The organism is Achromobacter sp. FW305-C-30-7, from assembly GCF_058783105.1.
This window is the reverse complement of sequence record NZ_JBYSYI010000001.1, coordinates 411,934-429,111: the sequence shown is the minus strand read 5'-3', so window position 1 is coordinate 429,111 and position 17,178 is coordinate 411,934. Positions and strand designations below refer to the sequence as shown.

The following is a 17,178-nucleotide window of genomic DNA, read 5'->3' as shown; positions in this document are numbered from 1 at the left end:
GCGCCTGGATCAGAAGTAGTGCGATGCCTGGAGCCAGAAACGGGGCTCCTGGTCCGCCTCCGTCGCGAGTGGCTGCTGCCCAATCGGCCAGGCGATGCTCACATTCACCTGATGGCTGGCGCCGAACTGCGTAATGCCGAATCCCGCCGCGCCCAGGCCGTTGCGGTTGTCGCCCTGCGCCCAGCGGCGTTTGCTCAGACGCACGCCCCCCCGGTCCGCGAAGGCGTTCAGTTGCCAGCCGGGGGCCAGCTGGTAGCGCAACTCGGCGCTGGCCAGCCAACCTTCGTCGCCGCTGGCCGCGCCCAGCGGGTACGCGCGCACGCCATAGGGGCCGCCCAGGCTGAATTTTTCCGAACTGTCCAGGTTCCTCGAAGCCCACTGTGCCTCCAGCCGCGCAAACAGCTGGAAGCGGCCTGCGAGCTGCTGCAATCGGCTGACCGAGAGATTGGTCCTGCCGAACCAGCCGGCTGCACGCACGGTCTGGCGATCCTCGCGCCCGGCCTGCGCGTCGCCCAGCCGCAGCCGGCCGCGGCTGTGCGACAGATTCCAGGCGTTCCGTCCACCGCCGAACCATCCGTCCTCGCTGCTGCCGGCCAGGGCCACGGTCCATAGCCCGATACGCTTGCGACTGCTGACCTCGAAGAGGTCCATGCGATCAGCCAGACGCTTGCGCTCATACTGCAATTGCAGGCGCAGGCTGGCGCGACGCGTGCGCACCAAGGGCTGCTGAATGAACGCGGTCGACACTTCGGCGCGGCCATGCGCACCCAGAGGTTCGAAGCGCTTGCCCAGTTCGTACCGCATGCTGGACACGCCCACGCCGACCCGCGTGGACCAGGGCCCCAGCGGCAGCTGATAGGCCGCGTTGTAGTAGCGTTGACCGCGGTCGCTACCCAGCAGCCGCAGATTGAGCTGATCGCCCAGGCGCAGGGGGCTGTTGACGCCGAAGCTGCCGCTCAGCCGGTACTCGCCGGTGTAGTAGCCGCCGAAGTTGTCCGCGTCCAGGCTGCCGAAGATGAGCGGCCCCGCGTCAGCGTCCACCAGCAGGCTGGTGGTGCCGGTTTCGGCGCCAGCCTGCAGCGTACCCGTCACGGCCACGCCGGGCAGGTCGCTCAACAACAGCAGCGCGCGCTCCAGTTCGTCGGCCTGCACCGTATCGCCCGCGCTCAGGACGGAGAGCGGCTGCTCCAGTACCACGTCGCGGACCCGCGAGCGGTTCTGCAGGCGGATATCGCCGTAGCTGCCCTCCAGCACGGCGATGCGGAGGATGCCCGCATCGAGGTCCTGCGGCGGCAAATAGGCGCGCGCCAGCACATAACCCTGATCGTGGTAGTAAGCAGTGATGCGATCGGCGGCCGCGCGCAGCTCCGGCAACGTCAACGCCGTGCCCGCCAGATCGGCCAACAGCGCCTGCAATGTGACCGCGTCGACGACATGGTTGCCTTCGTAGCGAAACTCGCGAACCAGGACGGAAGGGCCCGCGTCCGCCTCGCCAGACGCGGCGGCAGGCGGCTGCAGCTCGGGCAGCTGCACGTCGGGTGCGCTGCTGGCCGCGGGCATGGCGGGCAAGGCCGATTCCAGATCGCGAATGGCGCGCCCCGCATCCGGAATCTGCGCCCACGAGCTGCTCGCGTACAACACCATGGTCAGCCCGACGCCCGTAGCGGCCGCTCGTTGGCATGCGCTTGAGCGCTTGCGGCGCAAGCATGCGTCCGCCTGCCCGGGTTTGCCGGTACGCTCCCCTGTCATTCCCCATCCCCTTGCTCTCAGCCACCTTGCACGGGAAGCGCTCGCTGCCCGGCCGGCTGCCGCTCCGGCCATGCCGGGCGACGCTCGTCTTGCAGGCAGAATACGGATCGCGCGGCGGCGGGGCTTTGGGAAGGCTACGAAAACAGAGTCGTACTTCTACGATTCCGCAGCAGGCTGCCAGGGAGTGCAAAGCGGCGGCGAGGGAGGCCGCACTTTCGTACTCCTCCTATTCTTCCGCGTTCCAGCAGTCGGTACTATGGCGGCAAGCGGCATCGTCACAACTGCCACGCACATACGGCGTTTCAAACGCCTGCTTTCGAATCCCGCGGCAACCGGCCATGGACGCGCGGCGGTTCCAGTAGCAGGCTCTGGATGAACGGAAAAAAACATGTCACACGGCCGCATCCGCGTCATCGTCGCCGACGATCATCCCATCGTGTCCCTGGGCGTGAGCCATGAGCTCGCGCGGGACCCGGCGATCGAAGTCATAGGCTGCGCCAGGAATTCCACGGACCTGGTTGCCCTGCTGGAAGCGCAACCCTGCGACGCGGTGGTCTCGGACTATGCGATGCCGGGCGGCAAACACGGCGACGGCCTGGGGCTCATCGGTTTTCTGCGACGGCGTTTCCCGGCGCTGCGCGTGGCCGTGCTCACGATGATCGAGCATCCCACGCTGCTGCGGGCGCTGCTGGCCGAAAAGAATCTCTGCATACTCAGCAAAGCGGACTCCACGCGCCATATCGCCGAAGCGATACACGCGATGAGCCGCGGCCGGACCTACTATTCGCCGACGGTCAAGGACATGATCATCCGCGAATCCCTCTCGCCGCAACCATCCCGGCTGACGCGGCGAGAGGCCGAGATCATCCGCCTGTTCTGTGCGGGCACCACCATCACCGAAATAGCGCAGATCTCCAGCCGCAGCGTGCAGACGATCAGTTCACAGAAGCGCAGCGCGATGAAAAAGCTGGGTCTTGAACGCGATGCGGACTTGATCCGATACGGCTGCGCCGCACTGCCGGACCAGCCCGCCCTGGCCGCGGCCAACGCGGCGCTGCCCCAAGAGGAGGACGAGCAAGTCGCTTGAATCCCCGCCGGGCGGGCGCCCCACACGCTGTCGCTTGTGCAATGTCGACACGTAGAACGCATCCAGCATCCGAATGGCAGCCGCTTGATCCACATCAAAGCCGCCACCGCCCCTTTGCGTCAAAGCGGCCGGAATGATGTTCAAGTGATTGCGCCCGCCCCTGAAACCCGCTGCGCCCGCCCATCCGCGGCGGCATGCCGGCGCCGCCTGATACATATCCTGCCGCATCTTGATTCGACTACGCCACCGCCTGAGCCCCTCGCGGCTCGACACCGTGACGCGCTTTCGCCGCTATCAGCGCTGGCAGAGCCTGGGCGGCGGAGTGCTGATCACGGCTGCGGTGCTGTTGACCTTCGCCCTGGAAGCAAAGACCACCGCCGACAAGTACCTGGAGTATGTGCGCCAATCCTTCGTGGCTGAACACGCCGTGCTCATGAAGGAAATCTATACACGCGAGAACGCCTTCCGCATCGGTCTGGCCAGCGCGGAACTGATGTGGCGGGAAGCGGCTCCCTTCGACGCTGTGCAGATCGCAAAGTACCGCAGCCAGGGCGAAGAACTGTTATTGGAATCCGACGAGGATTCCCGCTCGCAATGGATATTGGGCTCGGGGAGCGGGCGGGTGGCGAATGCGGCAATAGGCAAGTTCTTCAATCTGGCCGAGCAGATCGGCCGCATTCCTTCAGGCAGCCCCGCCGACCATGGCAACTCGCTGGCCTCGTTCTTCTTTGGCGTCAACGGCAGCATTGCGGGTCTGGTCCCCGCCCCAGACCAGGCCGTCCGCCAAAGGATCCTGGCCGACCGCGACCGCTACCTGGCCCTGCTGACGGGCGAGGTCAGCCGGCGCATGCTGATCGCCACGGACGCAGGCGCCGATACGTGGCGCTCCTTGCGCTGGATCCCTCCCGTCGCCAATCCGATTACCGGCAAGCAGGTGTTCCGCATCGGTGGAACCATACTGGACAAGGGAGTGCCCGTCGCCGTGCTGGTGACGGAGTATGCCCCCCTGCAGCCCGGCGCATCGCCAGCGGCGAATCGGCAGGCTGGGGATTTCGCCATCCTGTCGGCCAGCGGTCAACTCATCGCCGCATCGCCGGGCGCGGAGTCCGACCTCGCACAGGACGCGGCGCCTGCCGCCGATCTTGCAGACATCCCTGCCGGCACACGCCAGGAAAGGACACGCTCCGGCCAGTTCTCGATTTCGGAAGGCCTGGGTCCCACCAGTTGGGTGCTGGTCTTTACGCTGGACTGGAGCAGCATCGTCAACGCCATTGCCGCGCAGCTGACCATGCCCGCCACCATGACCGCAACGACCTTGGCGCTCATATGGGCCCTGCTGTTCTACTTCGAATTGCGCGTGGTCCGGCCCTTGATGAACCGCTCCCGGTTGGCGCTGGAAAGCGAGCATCTCAACCGTACGCTCATCGAAACAGCGCCGGTCGGCCTGGGCCTGATCGATGCGGCCAGCGGCAGCCCGCTGCTGCACAGCCCGGCCATGGAGAAGATGACTGCGCGCGTGGGCGCGGGAAAATTCAGCCTGTCGGCGGAACTGGCCAACCGCTACCGACGGCGCGCAGGCGTGGCTGCAGGCACGCGCGACACGGATGTGGTCGAGGAAGACCTCTCTTTCGTGGCCCGCGACGGCAATCCCGTCACCTTGTCGGTCAGCATGGCGGGTGCGCGCTACCGGGGTGCCAACGTGGTCGTGGCCGCATTCATCGATGTCACCGAAAAGTACCAGTTGGCGCAGCGCCTGCGCGAGGCCAAGGCCGCTGCCGACCGCGGCAATGCCGCCAAGTCGGCCTTTCTGGCGGCGATGAGCCATGAGATCCGCACCCCGCTGCATGCCATCCTGGGACACCTCGAACTGCTCTCGCGCTCGCGCCTGGCGCCAGTCCAGCGCAACCGGCTCGAAACCGTGCGCGCCTCGTCGGGCCTGCTGCTCGCCACGATCAGCGACGTATTGGACTTCTCCAAGATCGAGGCCGGCGAGCTCAGCCTGGAGCAGACGGAGTTCGACCTGCTCGAAGTCGCCTCGCGCGCCTTGTCCATGTTCGCGCCCCAAGCTCAAGCCAAGGGCCTGGCCTTGCTCGGCGAGCTGGGCGCTGCGCTCAGGCTGCCGATGCGGGGGGATGCCACCCGGCTGGGACAGGTGATCCACAACCTGCTCTCCAATGCCATCAAGTTCACCGACCAGGGCCAGGTGGTGCTGCGTGTCCGGACCGACACGACCAGCATCGCCATCGAGGTCGAGGACTCGGGCATAGGCATGACCGAAGAACAGACGCAGAGCGTCTTCCGCGCCTTCAGCCAGGCCGACGCGACCATAGGCAGACGCTACGGCGGCACCGGCCTGGGGCTGACCTTGTGCTGCCGACTGGTGGAGGCGATGGGCGGCTCCCTGTCGGTGCGCAGCGAACCTGGACGCGGCAGCCTGTTTGCGTTCACCCTGGAACCAGGTATCGACGCCGGTGAAAACGACAGGCCATGGTTCGCCGGCGAACAGGTATTGCTGCTGGCTGCGCGCGACAACTGCCGCCACCATCTGGAAGCCGTCCTGCGCACCTGGGGACTGCGCGTTCACGCCCGCCGCCACCCTTCCGAGCTGGACGCGGACATGCTGGACGAAGCGACGGTCCTCATCATTTGGGGGAACAAAGCGGATTGGCAGCCCCGGGACGAGGACAGATTGCTGGACCAGTCCTCATGGGTGATCGACTGCGGCATGCTGGGCCCCTCCATGCCACAGGATGCGGGGCGCAAGCTCAGCGTGTCCATGTATGGGCTGCAGGGCCTGGCCTGGGCACTGCGGCACGCGTTGCAGGACGCGCCCCTGGCCACGGCAATGCCCGTGCCGGCGCCGCCGCATCCGGTACGATCGTTGCGGGTACTGGTGGCCGAAGACAACGCCGCCAATCGCGGCTTGTTCGAAGAGCAGTTCAAACTGCTGGGCTGCGAAGTCGATCTGGCGGAGGGCGGCGCGCAGGCTTGCGCGCTGCTGGCATCACGCCGCTATGACGTGCTGGTGACGGATCTGGCGATGCCCGGCATGGACGGCTATGCGCTGGCCCGCCAGGCCCGCTCCGTCCGGCCGGACATGCCTGTCATCGCCGCCACCGCTTGCGTGACGGAAAACGAGCGGCAACGTTGCGATGAAGCGGGCATCGCGCGCGTGCTGACCAAGCCCTTGCCGCTGGCCGAACTCGAACTTGCCTTGCTGGACGTGTGCGGACAAGCCGCGCCCAGCCTGCAACAGTCCACGGCGGATTCCGGCGGCCCGCAAGCCCTGACCGACGGACGCGCCTTTCCACCCGCGCTGCTGCGCACCTTCGAACAATCCTGCGCACAATCCCTGGCCACCATCAAGCGAGCCGCCATGGACCAGGATAGGGGCCGCCTGCGCGGCGAACTGCACGCCTTGCGCGGCATGCTGGCCATCTTCCGCCTGCCTGCGCTGGCCACACAATGCGCGCAACTCGATGCGCACCTGGACCACTTGGGTGTCCGCGGCTCGGCGGAGGCGGTATCGGGCATCTGCGACGATGTGCTCGCGGCCGTGAAGAACGCCGTCGAGACAGCCGACGAACAGCGGACTACGGAACAGGCATGAACGCCCTGCCCACGCCGCGCGGTCAGGCGATGCCGGACGCCGGCACGCAAGGCCCCGAATTTCCGGCCTTGACACTCCATTTTCTCCACCAGTATATTTATGAATGACGTTCATAATAATGAACAATCAAAAATCTGACCCGAGCGGCCGAAGACCGGCGGGCAGACCAGCCACATGAGGCCTTATGAGTCCCACCGCATTCGCCGAGGCAAGCCGCATCGTCAACCGCAGTCCCTTGAACCGATGGTTAGGCATGTCCGTGCTGCGAGTCGATGACGACGGCATCGCGCTCGGCATCCGCTGGCGCGAGGAACTCATTTCCAACCCCGATATCCGCTCCACGCATGGCGGCATACTTGCGACGCTGATCGATGCCGCTGGCGACTACGCGGTCGCCCTGAAAGTGGGCGTTCCCGTCCCCACGATCGACATGCATGTGGACTTCCACCGCGTGGCCAAACCCGGCGACTTGCGGGCCGAGGGCCAGGTCATACACCTGGGCAGGCGTTTCGCGACCGCGCATGCCCGCGTGCTGGACACAGAGGGCAATCTCATCGCCAGCGGCCGCGCGCTCTACCTCGTGCCGGCGCCTGTCAGCGCGGCGCCCGGCGGCGAGACAGCCCCGGCCAGTCAGGGAGAGGCATGATGGGTCCGCTCAAGGGAATCAAGATCATCGAGTTCGCGGGCATAGGTCCCTGCCCGATGACCGCAATGCTGCTCGCGGACCTGGGCGCTACCGTGCTGCGCATAGACCGGCCGGAACCCCCATCGCTGGGCATCGAGCGCCCGCTCAGGTTCAACTTGCTGTTGCGCAACCGCAAAGCCATCGCCCTGGACCTCAAGAGCGCCACGGCACGGGACCTGGTGCTGCGTCTGGTCGAAAGCGCCGACGCCTTGCTCGAGGGTTTCCGGCCCGGCGTGATGGAACGCCTGGAACTGGGACCCGACTCGTGCCTGACACGCAATCCGCGTCTGGTCTACGGCCGGATGACGGGTTGGGGCCAGACCGGACCGCTGGCCCAGGTGGCCGGCCATGATCTCAATTACATCGGCCTGACCGGCGTGTTGCACGCCATGGGCCGCGAAGGCCAGCCGCCGACCCCGCCCCTGAATCTGGTGGGAGACTTCGGCGGCGGCGCGCTGTACCTGGCCCTGGGCGTGCTCGCCGCCATCATCGAAGCCGCCCGGTCAGGACAGGGCCAGGTCGTCGACGCCGCCATCGTGGACGGCACTGCATCGCTCGCGACCTCCCTGTTCGGCCTGCATGCGGCCGGGCTTTGGAACGACAAGCGTGGCCACAACATGCTGGATTCTGGCGCTTATTTCTATGACGTCTACGAGTGCGCCGATGGCAAGTGGATTTCCGTCGCGCCGCTGGAACGCAAGTTCCACGACAGGCTGCTCGAACTCATGGGTCTGGACCGTGAATCACTCGGCCGCCAAGCCGACCGCGACGGATGGCCGCTGGCCAGGTCCATCTTCGCCGACGCCTTCAGGAAGAAGACGCAGGCGCAGTGGTGCGAACTGCTCGGTACGACGGACGTATGCGTCGCGCCGGTGCTATCGCTGGACCAGGCCGCCGAGCACCCTCATATGCGGGAGCGGGAGGTCTTGATCGAGGTCGCCGGCGTCATGCAGCCGGCGCCTGCCCCGCGCTTCTCGCGCACGGCCCCGGGAAAGCCGACGCCGCCCGAGGCCGCTAGCGCCAGCACGATGGAAGCGGCGCTGGCGGGATGGTTATCGCCCGCCGAACAGACACAATGGCGCAATCAGCTGGCTGGAGCCTCAATTGCCGGGCATGTGCCGTAAGGTTGCGGAAGCATCTGCGGCCACTTCCTGCAGCAGCTGCCGCAAGGCAGGCAGCGACTGCACGAAACGGTCGCTGGGCGCCGCAATCATCAGCGCGTAGCTGGCCGTGCCGTCAGCCTTGACGATCGGCGCGGCGATGCCAGACGCGCCTGCGACCGCCTCACCCATGCTCACCGCAATTCCGGAAGCACGTATTTCCTGCAGCTGCGACTCGAAAGCCTCCTTGTCCGGCAGAGGCTTGCCAGTCATGGACTTGAGTTTTGCGGTCTTGAGGTATTTCTTTTGCCAAGCCTGGTCCTGAAACGCGAACAGCAACTTGCCCGCGGCCGACACGTGCAGCGGCCGCTTCGTGCCGATCGGCACCGAGTACCGGACCGGTTGCTTGCTGTCGATGCCATCGATATAGGTAACCGTTTTCGCTTCCTTGTCGATCAGCGCCAGGAACACACTTTCCTCACAACGCGCCGCCAGCTCCTCGACATAGGGCCGCAGGATCTTGGTGACACCCGCGCTGGCCAGCACCTCGGCCGACAACTGGAAGATGGATGGCCCCAGTTCGTAGCGTCCGGCCGCATGCATCAGGTACTTATGGGCCACCAAGGGCCGCAACAGCAAGAGCAGGCTGCTCTTGGGCGCCTCGAGTTCGCTGCTCAGTTCCGCGAGCGTGGCGCCACCTGCACCGCGCGCCAGCACCTCAAAGATGCCGAGAATCCGCAGCAAGGAGCGGGGCTCGGAAGTGGCGGGACTCGTTTCGGATCGGGTTTTCATGAATGGGTCAGATCAGCCTGGAGCAATGTGTATGCACTGCGTTCATATTCTCGAATGATACCTGTAAAAGCGGCGCCGCTTGGACCGGCGCAATGATCAAAAAGCAGCAAGAACAAGGAGACCTCAATGCAACCAACACCCACGGGCGGCGCGCCAGGCCCCGGCGCATTCCGCGCATACCAGATCCGGCGCGACGGGCCAATGACCTCTGGCCTAGCGTGCCTGGCCCTGGCCGATCTATCGCCGGGGGATGTGGTCATACGCACGGCGTACGCCGGCGTCAATTACAAGGATGCGCTGGCCACTACCGAGCATGGCAACGTCATCCGGAAATTCCCGCGCGTCGCGGGCAGTGACGCCTCGGGATGGATCGTGGCGTCCGGCGACCGCAGGTTCCGTGAAGGGGATGAAGTCGCCGTGCTGGGACGGGGCTTCGGCGTGGACCACGACGGCGGATTCTCGGAGTACTTGCGTGTCCCCGCGGACTGGGTCATCAAGCTACCCGGCGGGCTCGCATTGCGCGACGCCGCCACGCTCGGGATCGCCGGCTACACCGCCGCGCTCGCTGTCCACCTGCTGCAGGAGGCCCGCTGCCAGCCCGAACGGGGCGAAATCCTCGTCAACGGAGCGACCGGCGCTGTCTCGAGCATGGCCATCGAAATGCTGGCGCGGCTGCAATATCGGGTCGCAGCGGTCAGCGCCAAGCCTGGCCGCGCGTCCTATCTGCAAGCCCTGGGGGCCCAGGCCGTTCTAGGCACCACGGATCTGGTCGACCAAGGCAGGCCGCTGGAGCCGGCCCGTTGGGCTGGCGCGCTGGATGCGCTGGGAGGCAAGCCGCTGGACCTGATGCTCCGGTCCACCATGCCGCGGGGATGCGTGGCGAGTTTCGGCAACGTGGCCGGCAACGAATTGTCCACCAGCGTGCTGCCCTTCATCCTGCGCGGTGTGCGCCTCATCGGTGTCAACCTGACCTACTACCTGGATCTGGAAGCCGAGCTTTGGACTCGCCTCGCTGGCGACCTCAGACCCCAGCACACGCTGGAACAGGTGAAGACCATTACGCTCGATGAGCTTGCCCAACAACTTCAGCGCATGCTGGACGGTCGATCCTGGGGTAGGACCATCGTGGAATTTCCGGCCTGATATCCGGAACGACCGCAGGCCGCAACGTCCAGTGCGTTGCGGCCCGCTGCAATTGGCCTGACGTCAATCCAGCGTTACCCCGGCCTTCTTGATGACCTTGGCCAAAGCGTCAATCTCCTTGCTCAGGAACGCTCCATACTCCTGAGGTGTGGACGACGAGGCCTGCGCGCTCTGGTTGGCGAAATACGCCTGCACTTCCTTGTCCGCCAAGGCCTTTTCAATTGCGCTATTGAGTTTGACGACGATAGCCGGCGGCGTTGCGGCTGGCGCCATCATCCCGGACCATGCCGACATCTCCAGGCCTTTGGCCACCGTTGCATCCAGCGTGGGCACATCCGGCAGGGTATCCAGCGGCACCTTCGTCGCAACCGCCAGCGCCTTCAGGCGTCCCGATTTGACTGCGGGAATGGCGCCCGCCGACGTCGCGAAGTAATAGTCAACCATGCCGGCCATCAGGTCGACCAGCGCGGGCGCCTCGCCCTTGTAAGGGATATGCATGCCCTTGATGCCAACGGCATCCTCGAACGACAGCGCGGCCAGATGAGTCACATTGCCGTTGCCTGCCGACGCGTAGTTGAGCTTCCCGGGATTCGCCTTGGCGTAGGCCACCAGTTCCTCCACGGTCTTGAACGGCGACTTTGCCGGCACCACCAGCACGATCGGCAGGCTGGCCGTGAGCGCGACTGGCACAAGGTCCTTGCTCACGTCGTAGGACAGCCGTTTGCTGTAAAGCGCGGGGCTCGACGCAATGGATGAGGTGTTGTACAGCAAGGTATAGCCGTCGCCCGTCGCCCGGCTGACTTCCTCGGCAGCAATGTTGCCGTTGGCGCCGGGCTTGTTGTCGATCAACACGTTCGCACCCAGCGTGCCGGCCATGTGTTTCGCCAGCGCGCGCGCGATCGCATCGGTCCCCCCGCCGGCGGAAAAGCCCAGGACGACCTTGATAGGTTTGGAAGGATAGTTTTCCTGGGCCATGGCGTCGGGCGCCGCCACGCCCGCCACGATCACCAGAACAGCCGAGCCCGTGACGCCGGCCAGCCATGCGTATCCGCGACGGCCGTGACCGGCCGCCCTGCGGGATTGCTTGCAGTGAATCATGCTTGTCTCCTGTTCCTGCCTTTCGGCCATGGGCGCTGCGCGCCCTGTTTTGCTGGCGGGATCTAGCCCGCCATGGTCAATCCACCCGACACCGAGACAACCTGGCCGGTGATGAATGCCGCGTCGTCCGACGCCATGAAACACACCGCGCCAACCACATCGCCGGGCTGGCCCAGCCGGCCGAACGGGATGGCCTTCTCCAGCGCGTTACGCAGCTTGGCGCCGCTTTCACCTTCGCCGGCGAAATCACGGAAGAGCGGAGTGTCAGTCGGACCGGGGCAGACCACATTGACGTTGATCTGCTTGCGCGCAACCTCGCGCGCCATGGTCTTGGTGAACGCAATGATCCCGCCCTTGCAGGCCGAATACACCGATTCTCCGGAAGAACCGACGCGGCCGGCGTCGGACGCGATATTGACGATGCGCCCCTTGCCGCGGACGACCATGCCCTTGAGCACCGCGTGATGCAGGTTGATGGGGCCCTTCAGATTGATGTTGATGATCTTGTCCCACAATTCCGGATCCGTATCGAGGAACCGCGCGGCATGGTCCCAGCCCGCATTGTTGACCAGCACATCGACCGGACCCTGCTCGCCCTCGACCCGAGCGACGGCGGCGACGATTCCGGCGTAGTCGGTGATGTCCACGCGATACGCGGATGCCTGGCCGCCTTTTTCCCGGAGGCGCGCGGCGACCTGCTCCGCCCCTTCGGCGTTCAAGTCGAATATGGCGACCTTGGCGCCTTCCTCGGCAAAGCGTTCGCACAGCGCGGCACCGATGCCGCCGCTGCCGCCCGTGACGATCACAACCTTTTCTTTCAGGCCCTTCATGGTTTCTCTCCTGGCTAGTCTTAGTTACGGCACTTGATCATGCGCAGGGGGGTGTACGTCATCACGACCGTGCCGTCCTGCTTGACCACTTTGTTGAAGGTACGCACCAGGCCCCGCCCCGGGCGGCTGTTGGACAGGCGCGCTTCTATCACCTCGCACTCGACGTGGATGGTGTCGCCGACGAAAGCCGGTCCTTTGATATCCAGTTCCATGTTCAGAAAGGCGTAGCCCGTCTTCTGCATGGTCGATTGAGTCAACAACCCTTCCGAGATGCCATACACGAACGATCCAGGCGCGAAGCGGCCCTTGATGTCGGATTCGTTCTTGACGAATTCCATGTCGGTGAACAACACCTCGGTCATATGTATGCAGTTGATGAAGGCGCATACGTCCGCATCCTGGATAGTGCGTCCCAGCGTCTTGAACTTGCGTCCGACCGGCAGGTCTTCGAAGTACATGCCCAGGCCTACGGTTTCGATCTCTTCGCGGTTCATCGCGGTCTCCTTGTGTGTGTCTTTACTTGCGGGCTGGACGGCCCAACAGACTGTTAGAAATGATGTTGCGTTGGATCTGGTTGGTGCCCTCGATGATCTGCAACACCTTGGCATCCCTGAAATAGCGGTTGATCGGATACTCCGACGAGATTCCCGCCGCACCGAACAGCTGCACGGCATCGGTCGCGACCTTCATGGCCGTGTCGCTGGCAAAGCATTTCGCCATCGCCGCCACCGGGGCCAGGGCCGCCGCCGGCGCGCCGCCATCCACCAGCGAGGCAGCGCGGTAGACCAGTTGGCGCGCGGCTTCAGTCTGCATCGCCATGTCGGCCAGCATCCAGCGCACGCCCTGGAACTCACTGACTTGTTGGCCGAATGCCGTGCGATTGGTGACGAATTCGATTGCGTGGTCCAGCGCGCCCTGGGCCAGGCCGACGCCGCGCGCCCCGATCAGCGGACGGCTGGCGTTGAACGCCTCCATTACCGCCCTGAATCCACCGCCCAGCATGTTCGCGTCGGGCACAAGCACGTTGTCAAGAAACAATGGGCAGGACGGCACGCCGCGTGCGCCCATTTTTTCTTCCTTGCGCCCAACCTGCAGGCCGGGCGTACCTCTCTCGACGATGAACAGGCTGATTCCGTCTTTGCCGTCTTCGCGGTACTTTGCCGCCACCAGGATGAAGTCCGCGATGTCCGAGTTGGTGCACCAGATCTTGGCGCCGTTCAGCAGGAAGCCACCGTCGACTTTCTCGGCGCGGGTCTTGATGCCGCTGACGTCCGAACCGCTTTGGGCCTCGGTGGTGGAGAAGGCGCCGCGCAGGTCGCCACTGGCCAGGCCGGGCAGCAGCCGCGCCTTCTGCTCCTCTGTACCGCCATGCAGGATGGCGCCGAACGGCACCCACTGGACCAGCAGCAGGTAGGCGGTGTTGTAGCAAACGCGACCGAACTCTTCGATTGCCAGGCATGCCGACAACATGCTGCCCGCCCCGCCATACTGCTCGGGGAACGGGAGAGTGAACAGCCCAAGCTCTTTGAGCAGGGCATACATGTCATGGGGATACTCGGCGCTGCTGTCGATCTCGTTGGCTCGCGGCGCAACCTTTTCTCGCGCCACGCGCCTGATGAGATCCTGTATCTGCAGCTGATCGTCGTTCAAAGCGTATTGGCTGTCGTGCATGGGATGTTCCTGATCTCGATGATTCGTGTTGCTTCCAGCGCCTCGATGTCGGCCCCGGACTTGTTGAGCAGCGAAGCGAGCACCTCGGCGGTGTGTTGTCCGCGCAATGGAGGGGGATACCGGTACTCCACCGGCGTGCCGGACAAACGGATCGGATTGGCGACCATGCCCACCGTCGTGCCCCCAGGGTGAGGCATGTCCACGCGCAGGCCGCGATGTATTACCTGCGGATGCTCGAATACCTGCGCATAGTTGTTGATGGAGCCGTTCGGGACTTCAGAGTTGGCAAGCAGGCCCAGCCAATGTCTGGACGGCTGCGTTCTGAACAGCTCTTCCAACGCGCCCACCAGGTCGGCGCGGTTGATGTTGCGGCCGGGCATGTCCGTGAAACGCGGATCGCTGAGCATTTCAGGCATGCCGATCAGCTCGCACAATCTGCGGAACTGGCCGTCGTTGCCGCAGCCAATGATGATGTGCCCGTCTGCCGTGGGAAAGGTTTGGTAAGGCGCGAGGTTGGGATGCTCGTTGCCCCAGCGGCGTGGAACCGCGCCACTGGCGAAATAGCTGGCTATCTGGTTGGCCCCGAAATTGACGACCGTATCCAACAGAGCGACGTCGATATGCTGGCCAACGCCGGTTGCGTGCCGGCTCTCGATGGCCGAAAGTATGCCTATGGTGGCGTTCAAACCGGTCAGCACGTCGGCGACGGCAATGGCCGATTTCATCGGACCGCCACCCGGCTTGTCGTCGCGCTCGCCGGTGATGCTCATCAACCCGCCTTCGCCCTGAAAAATGAAGTCGTAGCCCGGCAGGTGGGCGCACGGTCCGTCTTGCCCGTAGCCCGTGATGGAGCAATAGACCAGGCGCGGATTCACTTCGCGCAAGTGGGCGTACGACAGACCGTATCGGGCCAGGTCCCCGACCTTGTAGTTTTCCACCAGCACGTCGCACTGGCGCGCGAGTTCGCGCACCAGTTCCTGCCCCTGCGCGGTCGAGATGTCGATGGCGACGGAGCGCTTGTTGCGATTGGCGGACGTGAAGTAGGCCGAGTCGCCCACGCGCTCGCCGCCGTCATTCTCAATCCAGGGCGGTCCCCAGTGCCGGGTGTCGTCACCCAGCACCGGGCGCTCCACCTTGATGACATCGGCCCCCAGGTCGGCCAGCATCTGCGTGCACCAGGGCCCGGCCAGCACACGGGTCAGATCCAGCACGCGCAAGTGAGAGAGAGATCCTGCCATATGCCCAGCCTCAGATGTAAAATCGTTCATATTTATGAATGATGTTTATTATTTTATATTCGACAGTACTGATGGACAATAAAATTCCGGTTCTTTTTTTGCCCATATATATCAATATCATGATGCATATGGGCGTACTACCGCGTTGAAACGACAAGAACAGGGAATGATTTCCTTCAGCCCGACCAACTGGTCGCGCGGCGTCAGTCCAGCTTAATGCCCGAGGTTTGCACCACGTCTTTCCAACGATCGATTTCGGCTTGCAGGAAGCTCCGGAACTCCTGCGGCGAGGTCGCCTTGGGCACCGCCCCCTGCGCCGCCAATTGGGCGCTCACCTTGGGGTCGCTCAACGCCTTCACGTAGGCCTGATTCAAGCGGACGATGACTTCCGGCGGCGTTCCCGCAGGCGCCATCAAGGCTTGCCAGGCGCCCATCTGGAAGCCGGGCAGGATCGCCTCCGACGCGGTGGGCACATCGGGCAGCAGGTGCGACCGGTCCTTGCCAGTCACCACCAGCGCCTTGACCCGTCCGTCCCGAACATAGGGATAGGCCGAATTGATGGGGTCCGCGAACAAATCCAAACGCCCCGCGATGAAATCGGGGAATGCCCCCGCGCCGCCCTTATAGGGAATGTGCGTAGCCTCGATTCCGGCCGCCTGCAGCAGCACGAACATGGCCAGATGCGTCAAGTTTCCCGTGCCTGACGAGCCATAGTTCAGTTTGCCCGGGTGCTTCTGCGCATAGGCCTTCAGTTCCTGCACGTTCGCCACGCCCAGGGGATTGCTGGCCATGACCAGCAAAGGCTGGTCGATCAGCAGGGAAACCGGGGCCAGATTCTTGTCCAGGTTGTATGAGACTTTCTGGCCAAATGCAGCCGTGAAGCCCAGCGCGGATGTGCTGTGCAAAAGCGTGTAGCCGTCGGGTGCCGCCTGAGCCACGGCTTCGGCGCCGATATTGCCATTGGCTCCCGGACGATTCTCAACCACCACGGGCACTCCCAGTTCGCCGGACACCTGGGCGGCCAACAGGCGTGCGACCTGGTCGGTAGCGCCGCCCGGCGCGAACGGAACGATTACCCGGATGGGCTTGGCGGGAAAGGCCGGCTGAGCGCCTGCCGCACCAGGGCCAAGGATCAGACTGCTGGCGAGCGCGGCCGCCAGTGTGCGCAACAGTTTCATGGTTGTCTCCTCCGCATGCCGGCTCCCAGGCCGGGCACATTCCCGTCTGTCGCCATGCGTCTTCTCTTTCGTTCACTTATATGAACGATGTTCATAATTATATGTTCGTGATCTCGCAAAAGGCAATTTTTCCTTTACAAGTGCTCCGCATTTAAATCATGATGTTGATATAAATTCAAAAACGGAGGCAAGCATGACCGTTGTGACGGATTTTCGCGACCAAGTCGCAGTGATCGAGTTGAATCGCCCGCAGGCCCTCAATGCGCTGAACGAGCAGATGCTCGCTGACCTGCGCACGGCGGTGGACGACGCGGAGGCTTCCGGCTGCCGCGCCATGGTGCTTACCGGTGCGGGCGACAAAGCGCTGTGCGCCGGCGCGGACATCGCGCAACTCCAGGCCCGCGCGCCCGCTACGCATCGCGCGAGTGTCAGCCAGGCGCAAGCCCTCTTCAATCGCATCCAGCAATCAGCCCTGCCCAGCGTGGCGGTCATTAACGGATTTGCGTTCGGCGGCGGCCTGGAACTGGCGCTTGCCTGCACCTTCCGCATCGCCACGGCCAAGGCCAGGATGGCATTGCCCGAAATCAAGCTGGGCCTCATCCCTGGCTATGGCGGCACCCAACGCCTGCCCCGTCTGATAGGTGAGGCCCGCGCGGCGGAACTGGTGCTCTCCGGCCGCGCAGTCGATGCCGAGGAGGCACTGCTTATCGGCTTGGTCAACCGCATCGTGGACGACGGCGCCCCGGCTGACCTGGGGCGCGCCTTCCTGGAGCCCATGATCGGACACAGCAAGGTCGCGACATCCCTGGCGCGCGAAGCCATGCGCCGCGGCCTGGACGGCGCGCTGGCGCCTGGGCTGGCAATAGAAGCCGACATGTTCGCGCTCTGCGTGCGGTCGCACGACGCGGCCGAAGGCATGGCCGCCTTCCTGGCCAAGCGGCCTGCCCGGTTCACCGACAGCTGACACGCGTCCGCCCCGCCCATCCCCAGCCTTTCG

The 17,178-nt window shown here is 64.6% G+C and carries 14 protein-coding genes; 6 read left to right on the top strand and 8 right to left on the bottom strand.

Annotation, left to right across the window (positions count from 1 at the left end; genetic code table 11):
* Positions 1-9 precede the first annotated feature (9 nt).
* Positions 10-1,644 (bottom strand): ShlB/FhaC/HecB family hemolysin secretion/activation protein, encoded by a 1,635-nt coding sequence (locus AC3WOB_RS02110; RefSeq protein ID WP_492274022.1) that lies wholly within the window; start codon positions 1,642-1,644, stop codon positions 10-12.
* Positions 1,645-2,137: 493 nt separating this feature from the next.
* Between AC3WOB_RS02110 and AC3WOB_RS02105 the strand changes: the two genes are divergently transcribed.
* The 4 genes from AC3WOB_RS02105 (at position 2,138) to AC3WOB_RS02090 (ending at position 8,255) form a co-directional block, all read left to right on the top strand.
* Positions 2,138-2,836 carry a response regulator gene (locus AC3WOB_RS02105; protein WP_013396630.1) on the top strand — a complete coding sequence of 233 codons (699 nt, stop codon included), beginning with the start codon at positions 2,138-2,140 and terminating at the stop codon, positions 2,834-2,836.
* 229 nt (positions 2,837-3,065) lie between these two features.
* Positions 3,066-6,446 (top strand): hybrid sensor histidine kinase/response regulator, encoded by a 3,381-nt coding sequence (locus AC3WOB_RS02100; RefSeq protein ID WP_492274021.1) that lies wholly within the window; start codon positions 3,066-3,068, stop codon positions 6,444-6,446.
* A gap of 184 nt (positions 6,447-6,630) precedes the next feature.
* Positions 6,631-7,092, top strand: a complete 462-nt coding sequence (locus AC3WOB_RS02095) for a PaaI family thioesterase (protein ID WP_492274020.1) — start codon at positions 6,631-6,633, stop codon at positions 7,090-7,092.
* Positions 7,092-8,255 carry a CaiB/BaiF CoA transferase family protein gene (locus AC3WOB_RS02090; protein WP_492274603.1) on the top strand — a complete coding sequence of 388 codons (1,164 nt, stop codon included), beginning with the start codon at positions 7,092-7,094 and terminating at the stop codon, positions 8,253-8,255. Before AC3WOB_RS02095 ends, AC3WOB_RS02090 begins: the two co-directional genes overlap by 1 nt.
* Here AC3WOB_RS02090 and AC3WOB_RS02085 read toward each other — a convergent pair.
* Positions 8,232-9,023 (bottom strand): IclR family transcriptional regulator, encoded by a 792-nt coding sequence (locus tag AC3WOB_RS02085; protein ID WP_207467860.1) that lies wholly within the window; start codon positions 9,021-9,023, stop codon positions 8,232-8,234. The genes AC3WOB_RS02090 and AC3WOB_RS02085 overlap by 24 nt on opposite strands.
* A gap of 126 nt (positions 9,024-9,149) precedes the next feature.
* Here AC3WOB_RS02085 and AC3WOB_RS02080 point away from each other — a divergent pair, with 126 nt between their 5' ends.
* On the top strand, positions 9,150-10,166 hold the full coding sequence (locus AC3WOB_RS02080; RefSeq protein ID WP_492274019.1) for an acrylyl-CoA reductase family protein: 1,017 nt from the start codon (positions 9,150-9,152) through the stop codon (positions 10,164-10,166).
* Positions 10,167-10,229: 63 nt separating this feature from the next.
* On the opposite strand, the gene AC3WOB_RS02075 is transcribed toward AC3WOB_RS02080, so the two are convergent.
* From AC3WOB_RS02075 to AC3WOB_RS02050, 6 genes are all read right to left on the bottom strand, one after another.
* Positions 10,230-11,264, bottom strand: a complete 1,035-nt coding sequence (locus AC3WOB_RS02075; protein WP_492274602.1) for a Bug family tripartite tricarboxylate transporter substrate binding protein — start codon at positions 11,262-11,264, stop codon at positions 10,230-10,232.
* A gap of 62 nt (positions 11,265-11,326) precedes the next feature.
* Positions 11,327-12,094, bottom strand: a complete 768-nt coding sequence (locus AC3WOB_RS02070; RefSeq protein WP_207467858.1) for a glucose 1-dehydrogenase — start codon at positions 12,092-12,094, stop codon at positions 11,327-11,329.
* Positions 12,095-12,114: 20 nt separating this feature from the next.
* A complete protein-coding gene (locus AC3WOB_RS02065) occupies positions 12,115-12,588 on the bottom strand; it encodes a MaoC family dehydratase (RefSeq protein ID WP_173145130.1) in 474 nt (157 codons plus the stop codon).
* A 22-nt stretch (positions 12,589-12,610) separates the two neighbouring features.
* Positions 12,611-13,765, bottom strand: coding sequence for an acyl-CoA dehydrogenase family protein (locus AC3WOB_RS02060; protein WP_207467856.1), 1,155 nt, complete (start codon positions 13,763-13,765; stop codon positions 12,611-12,613).
* Positions 13,741-15,003: a CaiB/BaiF CoA transferase family protein gene (locus AC3WOB_RS02055; protein ID WP_492274018.1), complete on the bottom strand. Its 1,263-nt coding sequence runs from the start codon at positions 15,001-15,003 to the stop codon at positions 13,741-13,743. The genes AC3WOB_RS02060 and AC3WOB_RS02055 overlap by 25 nt, the downstream gene beginning before the upstream one ends.
* Before the next feature lie 203 nt (positions 15,004-15,206).
* The gene (locus AC3WOB_RS02050; RefSeq protein ID WP_492274017.1) at positions 15,207-16,181 is read right to left on the bottom strand and encodes a Bug family tripartite tricarboxylate transporter substrate binding protein; all 975 of its coding nucleotides are present in this window, start codon (positions 16,179-16,181) and stop codon (positions 15,207-15,209) included.
* A 193-nt stretch (positions 16,182-16,374) separates the two neighbouring features.
* Between AC3WOB_RS02050 and AC3WOB_RS02045 the strand changes: the two genes are divergently transcribed.
* Positions 16,375-17,145, top strand: a complete 771-nt coding sequence (locus AC3WOB_RS02045; RefSeq protein ID WP_492274016.1) for an enoyl-CoA hydratase/isomerase family protein — start codon at positions 16,375-16,377, stop codon at positions 17,143-17,145.
* The last annotated feature ends 33 nt before the right edge of the window (positions 17,146-17,178 follow it).